The sequence below is a fragment of the Agromyces sp. NPDC055661 genome, assembly GCF_053618135.1.
The window spans coordinates 657,024-665,922 of record NZ_JBSHHC010000002.1 but is presented as its reverse complement, the minus strand read 5'-3'; the positions used below and the strand labels follow the sequence as shown (position 1 = coordinate 665,922).

Below are 8,899 nucleotides of genomic sequence, written 5' to 3'. Positions count from 1 at the left end.
TTACCTCCGGGTCGCGGGCGCGCGCGTGCCGCGCCTGGGGGTGTGGTTGACGGCGTTCGGCCGTCTGCCCGACTATCCGAAGACCCCCGGGGGGGCGCTCGCGTCCGCGAGCCACTACTCGATCCTCGAGCCGGTGCTTCGTGCCCACGGCGTCGCCTGGGCGACGCCGGGACTCAAGGTGGCGAGCCTCGACCACGCGATGTGGTGGCACCGCGATGCGCGCGTCGACGAGTGGCTGCTCTACGTGCAGGAGTCCCCGTCGGCGAGCGGTGGGCGCGGCCTGTCGCTCGGCCGCATCTACACGCGCGACGGCGTGCTGGTGGCGAGCGTGGCGCAGGAGGGCATGGTCCGCGTGCCGCATTCCGAAGAGCTCGACTGACCGAACGCATCGCTCCTCCGTCTCGTTGTCTCGACACCGGTGTGCGAACGGGAAGCGTCAGGCGAGTTCCATTCGACTGAATAGATCCTGTGGGTTGCGGCCCTGCGACCACCGGCGACCCCAGAATGGGGCAAGGCGCGCGCACGGCGCGAGCGATGGCGAGACGCGAGGAGCTCAGGCGATGACGGATCCCACCGACCTCACGAGGCGCACCATGTTGACGCTCGGGTCGTTCGGCGCATTCGGGGGCGCACTCGTGCTCGCCGGCTGCTCGGCGGATGCCTCCGACGGCAGCGCGTCCCCGACCGCGTCGCCGTCGCCCACGCTCACCGAGGAGCCCGGGACCGAGCCGACGACCGCACCCGATGCGCCGGCCGTCGGTGAGGACGTCGCGGCGCTCGCCGACGTGCCGGTCGGCGGCAGCATCGACGCGACGATCAACGGACAGCCTGCGCTCATCGCGCAGCCGACGGCCGGGCAGGTCGTCGCGTTCAGCGCGATCTGCACGCACCAGCAGTGCGTGGTCGCCGCCGCCGGGTCGGAGTTCGACTGCCCGTGCCACGGTTCGAGGTTCGACGCCGCCACGGGCGACGTGCTGAACGGGCCGGCGCTCGAGCCGCTCTCGCCGATCGCGGTGTCGGTGTCGGGTGACCGCATCGTCGCGGCCTCCTGAGCGGCCGCGCATGGACTACGTCTTCGACGACCTGCCGCTGCACGTGCTGCTCGTGCACGCGGTCATTGTGCTCGTGCCGCTCGTGGGTCTCGCGCTCGTCGTGATCGCGGCCTGGCCGGCCGCGCGGCGCGTGCTGTGGCTGCCGGTCCTCATCGCGGCCGCGCTGCTCGTGCCGCTCGGCCTCGTCACGATCGAGGCCGGCAAGTGGCTGCAGGCCCGCGTTCCGGTGGCGCCGCTGATCCAGGAGCACACGAGCATCGGCGAGTCGATCGTGCCGTGGCTGTGGGCGCTGCTCGGGGTCGCGGTGCTCGTGGCGGCGTGGGCGGTGATCGAACTGGTAGCGGCGCGACGTTCGGCGGACTCCGTGGACGCCGACGATCGGCGCCCGGCACGCGGCATCCGGATCGCCGTGGGCGCGGTGCTGACGATCGCCGCACTGGGCGTGACCGCCGGCGCCTCGTGGACGGTCTTCCAGATCGGCGAGTCGGGCAGTCGAGCCGTCTGGGAGGGGTCGTTCAGCGACGAGCCGCTCGAGCAGTGACGTTGCTCGAGCAGACGCGCCTCAGCGACGGCGGAAGGTGATGGGCTCGCCCAGATAGGGCTCCCAGGCCGCGCGCTCGCGATCGTCGATGCGGCGCGGCCGCTCGGTCGCGGCGTCGACGAGGACGATCGTGGTCACCGCTCGCGTGTACAGCACGCGCGGCTCGACGCCCTGAGGCGAGAAGACCTCGTAGCAGACGTCGAGGCTCGCGCCGCCCATGTGCCCGATCCACAGCTCGATGTCGACCGGCTGGCGCTGGTACGGGATCGGCGCGAGGTACTCGACCTCCTGGCGCGCGATGAGCGTGATGGTGGTCGCGCCCGGAGTCGCGTCGAGCACGGCCGTGGATGCGCCGACCGCATGCTCGGACGTGTCGTCGCTCACCCAGAACGCCTGGATGCGAGCCTCCTCGAGGAGGCTCAGCATCCGGGCGTTGTTCACGTGGCCGTAGGCATCGAGGTCGCTCCAGCGGAGCGGCGTCGGCACGTGGAGGCGCATCTCAGTCCCTCGTGAGCTTCCGGTACGTCGAGCGATGCGGCTTCGCGGCCTCCGGGCCGAGGCGCTCGACCTTGTTGGCCTCGTACGCCTCGAAGTTGCCCTCGAACCAGTACCAGTTGTCGGGATCGTCGTCGGTGCCCTCGTAGGCGAGGATGTGCGTCGCGATGCGGTCGAGGAACCACCGGTCGTGGGTGATGACCACGGCGCAGCCGGGGAACTCGAGGAGCGCGTTCTCGAGGCTCGACAGCGTCTCGACGTCGAGGTCGTTCGTCGGCTCGTCGAGCAGCAGCAGGTTGCCGCCCTGCTTGAGCGTGAGCGCGAGGTTCAGGCGGTTGCGCTCACCACCCGAGAGCACGCCGGCCTTCTTCTGCTGGTCGGGTCCCTTGAAGCCGAACGTCGAGACGTAGGCGCGGCTCGGCACCTCGGTCTTGCCGACCTGGATGTAGTCGAGCCCGTCGGAGACCACCTCCCAGAGCGACTTGTTGGGGTCGATGCCGCCGCGCGACTGGTCGACGTAGGAGATCTTCACGGTCTCGCCGACCTTCAGGTCGCCGCCGTCGAGCGGCTCGAGCCCGACGATCGTCTTGAACAGCGTCGTCTTGCCGACGCCGTTCGGGCCGATGATGCCCACGATGCCGTTGCGCGGGAGCGAGAAGCTGAGCCCGTCGATGAGCGAGCGGTCGCCGAAGCCCTTCTCGAGCTTCTTCGCCTCGAGGACCACGTCGCCGAGACGCGGCCCCGGCGGGATCTGGATCTCCTCGAAGTCGAGCTTCCGCGTGCGGTCGGCCTCCGCTGCCATCTCCTCGTAGCGCGCGAGACGCGCCTTCGACTTCGCCTGGCGGCCCTTGGCGTTCGAACGGACCCACTCGAGCTCGTCCTTCAGTCGCTTCTGGAGCTTCTGGTCCTTCTTGCCCTGGACCTGGAGGCGCTCGGCCTTCTTCTCGAGGTACGTCGAGTAGTTGCCCTCGTAGGGGTAGAGGCGGCCGCGGTCGACCTCGCAGATCCACTCCGCGACATGGTCGAGGAAGTACCGGTCGTGCGTGACCGCGAGCACGGCGCCGGGGTACTTCGCCAGGTGCTGCTCGAGCCAGAGCACGCTCTCGGCGTCGAGGTGGTTGGTGGGCTCGTCGAGGAGCAGGAGGTCGGGCTTCTGGAGCAGCAGCTTGCAGAGCGCGACGCGGCGCTTCTCACCGCCCGAGAGGACGGAGACCGGGCTGTCGCCCGGCGGGCAGCGCAGCGCGTCCATCGCCTGGTCGAGCTGGGAGTCGAGGTCCCACGCGTCGGCCGCGTCGATGTCCTCCTGCAGCGTGCCCATCTCGGCGAGCAGCTTGTCGAAGTCCGCGTCGGGGTCGGCCATCGCCGCCGAGATCTCGTTGAACCGGTCGAGCTTCGCCTTGATCGGGCCGACGCCCTCCTGGACGTTCTCGAGCACGGTCTTCGACTCGTCGAGCACCGGCTCCTGCATCAGGATGCCGACGCTGTAGCCGGGGGTGAGCCGCGCCTCGCCGTTGGACGGGTGGTCGAGCCCGGCCATGATCTTGAGGATCGTGGACTTGCCGGCCCCGTTCGGGCCGACGACGCCGATCTTGGCTCCGGGGAGGAACGCCATCGTGACGTCATCGAGAATGACCTTGTCGCCGACCGCCTTGCGGGCGCGCACCATCGAGTAAATGTAATCCGCCATGTCGCCTACCAGTCTATGGGGCGTGTCTGGCCCACGAGACAGCCGCCGGTGCCGAGCGCGGGGCGCACCGCGCTGTGGTATCCGCCGGAGGCGGGGCCGTACTGCCCGACCAGGCACTCGCCCTGGAACAGCACCGAGAACTGCACCGAGTCCGCTGCGAGGTCGACCGTCGTGCGATCGGCCGTGACCTGCATCTGCGCCCGGTCGAAGCCGGCCGCAACCAGTGCGTCGATGAAGTCGCGCCCACCGGCATCCGCGTTCGCCGAGACCACGCCGAGGTTGACCGCGTCGAAGAACGCGAGGTTCTCGGCCGCAGAAAGATGCGGGCTCAGCGTCGCCGGCGCAACCGGCGTCGGCGAAGCGGTCGCTGAACGCTCGTCAGATGCATCCGTCACCGCGCTCGGCGTCGGGCTCTCGACGTGTGCGGAGCCTCCAGCCGCGCAGCCGCACGCACCCACGGCGAGTGCGAGTCCGGCGAGCGCCAGGACCGCGACGGTGCCGACACGCGCGGCCATGGCTCCCCTGTTCCGGCGGCGCGACCGCCCGAGTCGTTCCGGCGGCGGCGACCGCCCGAGGCGAGTCTAGGTGGTGCCGCCGACCGGTTGGCGTCGTGGAGCGGGCGGGGGTTCAGAAGACGGGTTCGAGCTGCGGGCGGTCCTCCCGAGCCCCGTCGACGTCGTCGTCGGCGGCGTCGACGTCCTCGGCGAAGCCGTCGCGGGCGGAGAGCTCCTCGTCACCGCCCGCGAGCTGCGGCGCGACCCCGGGCCACGTGTTCGACTCGCTCGTCGCGCTCGGCTGCTCGCCGTCGCCCGCCGCCTCGCGGCGCACCTTGGTGAGCGACGTGATGCCCCACGAGAGATCGTGCCCGATCGAATCCGCCTCGATCTCGACGGCCAGGCCGGACTTCTCGCCGTTCTCCCACGAGCGGACCCGCAGCCTGCCGTGCACGACGACGCGGTCGCCCTTGTGCACCGAGGCGATGGCGTTGCTCGCGAGCTGGCGGAACCCGGAGACGGTGTACCAGTTGGTCTCGCCGTCCTCCCACGTGCCCTTCGCCCGGTCGAAGTAGCGCCGCGTGGACGCCAGCCGGAACGACGCGATCGCGAGTCCCTGCGTCGTCACGTGCAGGCGCGGTTCGCTGCCCACGACGCCCGTGACGGTGATGGTGTCGGTCATGATGTGCTCCTCGAGTCGGCGCCGCCGCGAAATCGGCGGCTCGCGGCATCCGGAGCTGCTCGTGCCGGATCAGGCCCCGGATGCCGCGTCGCACCAGCATCGCCGCGCCGCCGCCGCGACGGAGGACGACGAAGCGCCCCCGTGCGGAGCATCCGTCACGAGGGCGCTGTCGAGGACGAGTCGCCGAACGAGCGAGTCGCCGATCGAGCAAGCCGCCGATCGAGCCAACCGTCAGGCGAGCACGTAGTCGGCGTACGAGCGCCGGATCTTGTTCACCTTGGGCAGCGCGACCGCCAGGCAGTAGCCCTGGCCGGGGTTCTTCGCGAAGAAGTCCTGGTGGTACTCCTCGGCGCGGTGGAAGTCGCCGAGCGGCTCGATCGTCGTCACGATGTCGCCGGGCCACCAGTCCGCGGCACGCTCGCGCGCGGCCTCGAACTGCTCGCGCTGCGTGTCGTCGGCCGGGAACATCGCCGAGCGGTACTGGGTACCGACATCGGCGCCCTGGCGGTTCAGTTGCGTCGGGTCGTGCAGCGAGAAGAAGACGTCGAGGATCACCTCGCGTGGGATGACGTCGGGGTCGAAGTCGACGCGCACGACCTCGGCGTGGCCCGTCGCGCCGGTGCAGACGGCCTCGTAGCTCGGGTTCGGCGTCGAGCCGCCCGTGTACCCCGAGACGACGTCGTCGACGCCCTTGAGTGTGCGGTAGACGGCGTCGAGGCACCAGAAGCAGCCACCCGCCAGAACGTAGCTTTCCATCGCCATAGAGTAACGGGATGACCTTCGTCGCCATTCCGGAACGCTACGACCGCATGCGCTACAACCGGGTCGGGCGCAGCGGACTCAAGCTCCCCGCGCTCTCCCTCGGCCTCTGGCACAACTTCGGCCACGACCGCCCGCTGGACACCCAGCGCGCGATCGTGCGCCGCGCCTTCGACCTCGGCATCACGCACTTCGACCTGGCGAACAACTACGGCCCGCCCGCCGGCAGCGCCGAGGAGAACTTCGGCCGCATCCTCGCCGACGACCTCGCGCAGTACCGCGACGAGCTCATCGTCTCGTCGAAGGCCGGGTACGAGATGTGGCCCGGTCCCTACGGCGACTTCGGCTCGCGCAAGTACCTGCTCTCGTCGCTCGACCAGAGCCTCGCTCGCCTCGGCCTCGACTACGTCGACATCTTCTACTCGCACCGACCCGACCCCGAGACGCCCATCGAGGAGACGATGGGCGCGCTCGCGCACGCGGTGCGACAGGGCAAGGCGCTCTATGTGGGCATCTCGAACTACGACCCCGAGCAGACGCGTGCGGCCGCCGCCGCGCTCGAGGCCGAGGGCGTGCCGCTGCTCATCCACCAGCCGCGCTACTCGATGTTCGACCGCCACATCGAGGACGGGCTCTTCCCCGTGCTCGAGGAGGTCGGCGCCGCCAGCATCGTGTTCTCGCCGCTCGCGCAGGGGCTGCTCACCGACCGATACCTGTCGGGCGAGGTGCCCGCCGACTCGCGAGCCGCGACGAGCCGCTTCCTCTCGGCCGAGAAGATCAGCGACGACTACCTCGAGCGCATCCGCGGCATCGACGCGGTCGCGAAGGAGCGCGGCCAGAGCATCGCCCAGCTCGCCCTCTCATGGGTGCTGCGCGAGCCGCTCGTCGCGAGCGCGCTCATCGGCGCGTCGAGCGTCGCCCAGCTCGAGCAGAACGTCGCCGCCCTCGACGCGGCACCCCTCGGCGAAGACGAGATCGCGCGCCTCGAGCCGTTCGCAGCCGACGGCACCGTGCTCGGCTGAGCCGCGGCACCGGCTGTCCGGGGCGCTCGACCTGCTGGTCGGGCGCCCCGTCGCATGCTCTCGGGTCCACCTGATCCGACGGTTGCGATGGATGTCGGTGGTCGAACGTATCTTCGAATCACACGCAGGGCCGGCTGCACGACGAGAGGAGCGCCATGTCCGCCACTGTGCTCACCGCACCCGTATCCATTCAGCCCGAACTCACCGACGTCGAGTTCGGCGCGCCCGTGCCCGCCGTGGGCGCGGTCGGCCGAACCGCCGGCGCGCCGGTCGTCCACGATCGAGCGGATGCCCCGCCGCCCGCGCCGCGCGGCCTGTCGATCATCACCGCGGCGCCCGGGCTCTGGCGCGTGGCGCTCATCGGAGGCCCGGTGCTCGGCCACATCGAACTGCGCCAGCGCGACGGCGAGGAGCGATTCGTCGCGCGGCGCCTGCTCCGCGGTGGCCTGCGCTCGATCGAGCTCGGCGAGTTCTGGTCGCCGACGGATGCCGCGGAGTGCTTCCGCTGATCGGGGGGCGCGACCGTGATCCGGGCACGCCGCGCCGCCTCGGCCGCGGCGCGGCCGACCGCCGGTAGCCTGCGCTCATGCAGTGGTGGAACGACCTCATCTCCTGGCTCACCTCGAGCGCCGCACGACCGACGGTCTACGCGGGCATCGTCCTCTTCGTCGCGGTGCTCGTCGCCGGACTGCTCGCGTCGTGGATCGCCTCGATGGCCATACGCCGTGTGGTCGCCCAGCGCGACCGCGAGGCGAAGAACGCGGCGATCGCGGCGCTCATCGACGCGGCCACCGAGGCCTCGGTGTGGAACTCGCTCACCCCGCAGGAGCAGGTGCTCGCCGACCGGGCGGTCGGGCAGGCCGACATCCTCGTGCGCCTGCTCCCGCTCAGGGGCGCGGACGTCGCCGCCAACTGGGCGTCCCACCAGCTCCACGAACTGAAGCGCGCGTCCGCGACGTTCGGCTACCAGCTCGACCCCGCCGTCGTGGAGTTCCGCGACCGCATGCTCGAGTGGCAGCGACGACCTTCACGCACACGCAAGCAGTTCCAGAACGACCTGGTCCGCTGGCGCGCGCAGCGTCAGGAGCCCGAGCAGGTGGCCGTCGAGGCGCAGGACACCTGGGTCGCCGGCCAGCACCACGAGCGCTACCAGTCCGCGGCATCCATCGACCCCGAGGTCCGAGCAGATACCGCGCCGACCCCGACGCTCGACGACGCGCGGGCCTGAGCCCCACCGCCACGAACGCCCGAGGGCCCGACCGCACCGCGGTCGGGCCCTCGTCGTCGTACGGCGGGACGCGTTCAGATCCACCAGTCATCGAACATCGACACCGGCACGGCGCGCTTGTGCCGCGTCTGCAGGAACCGCTGCTCGATCCGCTCGGCGATCTCGGGATCGATGTCCTCGCCCTCGAGGAACGCGTCGATGTCGTGGTACTTCAGCCCGAGGTTCGCCTCGTCGGACTGGCCCGGGTTGTGATCGAGCAGGTCGGCGGTCGGCACCTTGAGGTGGATGTCCTCGGGCGCCTCGAGGTACTCGAGCAGGGCGCGACCCTGCCGTTTCGTCAGCCCGGTGAGCGGGAGGATGTCGGCGCCACCGTCGCCGTACTTCGTGAAGAAACCGGTCACCGCCTCGGCCGCGTGATCGGTGCCCACGACGAGCAGGCGGCCCTCGCCGGCGATCGCGTACTGGGCGACCATCCGCATGCGCGCCTTGACGTTGCCCTTCCCGAAGTCGCTGAGCGCCGTGCCCACGCCCTCGCCGTACTCCTCGGCGAGCTCGTCGACGCTCTCCTTGATGTTGAACACGACGGTCTCCTGCGGGCGGATGTAGGCGAGCGCCACCTGGGCGTCGGCCTCGTCGCGCTGCACGCCGTACGGCAGGCGCACCGCGATGAACCGGGCCCGGTCGCCCTCCTCGACGAGCTCCTCGACGGCCTTGCGGCAGAGCATGCCGGCCAGGGTCGAGTCCTGTCCGCCGCTGATCCCGAGGACGAAGCCCGCGGCGCCCGAGGTGCGGAGGTACGCCTTCAGGAAGTCGATTCGAGCTCGCACCTGCTCGGCGGGATCGATGACCGGGCTGACATTGAGTTCGGCGATGATGCTCGCCTGCACGTCGCGCATTCCTCGACGATACAACCGCCGTGTTTCCGGGGCGAGACGACGG

The 8,899-nt window shown here is 70.6% G+C and carries 12 protein-coding genes; 6 read left to right on the top strand and 6 right to left on the bottom strand.

Going from position 1 to position 8,899, the window contains the following annotated elements:
* The 3 genes from ACWGO8_RS16675 to ACWGO8_RS16665 form a co-directional block, all read left to right on the top strand.
* On the top strand, positions 1-379 hold a 379-nt coding region (locus ACWGO8_RS16675; protein WP_452044116.1), incomplete at its 5' end, for an acyl-CoA thioesterase.
* 181 nt (positions 380-560) lie between these two features.
* The gene (locus tag ACWGO8_RS16670; RefSeq protein WP_452044115.1) at positions 561-1,052 is read left to right on the top strand and encodes a QcrA and Rieske domain-containing protein; all 492 of its coding nucleotides are present in this window, start codon (positions 561-563) and stop codon (positions 1,050-1,052) included.
* Between the two features lie 10 nt (positions 1,053-1,062).
* The gene (locus tag ACWGO8_RS16665; RefSeq protein ID WP_452044114.1) at positions 1,063-1,593 is read left to right on the top strand and encodes a hypothetical protein; all 531 of its coding nucleotides are present in this window, start codon (positions 1,063-1,065) and stop codon (positions 1,591-1,593) included.
* A 21-nt stretch (positions 1,594-1,614) separates the two neighbouring features.
* Here ACWGO8_RS16665 and ACWGO8_RS16660 read toward each other — a convergent pair whose 3' ends face one another.
* The 5 genes from ACWGO8_RS16660 to msrA all read right to left on the bottom strand — a co-directional run bounded on the left by ACWGO8_RS16660 (position 1,615) and on the right by msrA (position 5,707).
* The gene (locus ACWGO8_RS16660; RefSeq protein ID WP_452044113.1) at positions 1,615-2,091 is read right to left on the bottom strand and encodes an acyl-CoA thioesterase; all 477 of its coding nucleotides are present in this window, start codon (positions 2,089-2,091) and stop codon (positions 1,615-1,617) included.
* A gap of 1 nt (position 2,092) precedes the next feature.
* A complete protein-coding gene (gene ettA / locus ACWGO8_RS16655; protein WP_452044112.1) occupies positions 2,093-3,775 on the bottom strand; it encodes an energy-dependent translational throttle protein EttA in 1,683 nt (560 codons plus the stop codon).
* A gap of 5 nt (positions 3,776-3,780) precedes the next feature.
* Positions 3,781-4,290, bottom strand: coding sequence for a DUF6993 domain-containing protein (locus ACWGO8_RS16650; RefSeq protein WP_452044111.1), 510 nt, complete (start codon positions 4,288-4,290; stop codon positions 3,781-3,783).
* Positions 4,291-4,402: 112 nt separating this feature from the next.
* The gene (locus ACWGO8_RS16645) at positions 4,403-4,951 is read right to left on the bottom strand and encodes a single-stranded DNA-binding protein (RefSeq protein ID WP_452044110.1); all 549 of its coding nucleotides are present in this window, start codon (positions 4,949-4,951) and stop codon (positions 4,403-4,405) included.
* Positions 4,952-5,182: 231 nt separating this feature from the next.
* Positions 5,183-5,707 carry a peptide-methionine (S)-S-oxide reductase MsrA gene (msrA, locus tag ACWGO8_RS16640; protein WP_452044109.1) on the bottom strand — a complete coding sequence of 175 codons (525 nt, stop codon included), beginning with the start codon at positions 5,705-5,707 and terminating at the stop codon, positions 5,183-5,185.
* A gap of 17 nt (positions 5,708-5,724) precedes the next feature.
* Here msrA and ACWGO8_RS16635 point away from each other — a divergent pair, with 17 nt between their 5' ends.
* From ACWGO8_RS16635 to ACWGO8_RS16625, 3 genes are all read left to right on the top strand, one after another.
* The gene (locus tag ACWGO8_RS16635) at positions 5,725-6,732 is read left to right on the top strand and encodes an aldo/keto reductase (protein WP_452044108.1); all 1,008 of its coding nucleotides are present in this window, start codon (positions 5,725-5,727) and stop codon (positions 6,730-6,732) included.
* Between the two features lie 155 nt (positions 6,733-6,887).
* The gene (locus ACWGO8_RS16630) at positions 6,888-7,241 is read left to right on the top strand and encodes a hypothetical protein (RefSeq protein ID WP_452044107.1); all 354 of its coding nucleotides are present in this window, start codon (positions 6,888-6,890) and stop codon (positions 7,239-7,241) included.
* Positions 7,242-7,318: 77 nt separating this feature from the next.
* Positions 7,319-7,960: a hypothetical protein gene (locus tag ACWGO8_RS16625; protein WP_452044106.1), complete on the top strand. Its 642-nt coding sequence runs from the start codon at positions 7,319-7,321 to the stop codon at positions 7,958-7,960.
* 74 nt (positions 7,961-8,034) lie between these two features.
* Here the strand turns inward: ACWGO8_RS16625 and nadE are convergent, their stop codons facing one another.
* Complete coding sequence (gene nadE / locus ACWGO8_RS16620; RefSeq protein WP_452044105.1) at positions 8,035-8,856, bottom strand: ammonia-dependent NAD(+) synthetase; 822 nt, start codon at positions 8,854-8,856, stop codon at positions 8,035-8,037.
* Positions 8,857-8,899 lie beyond the last annotated feature (43 nt).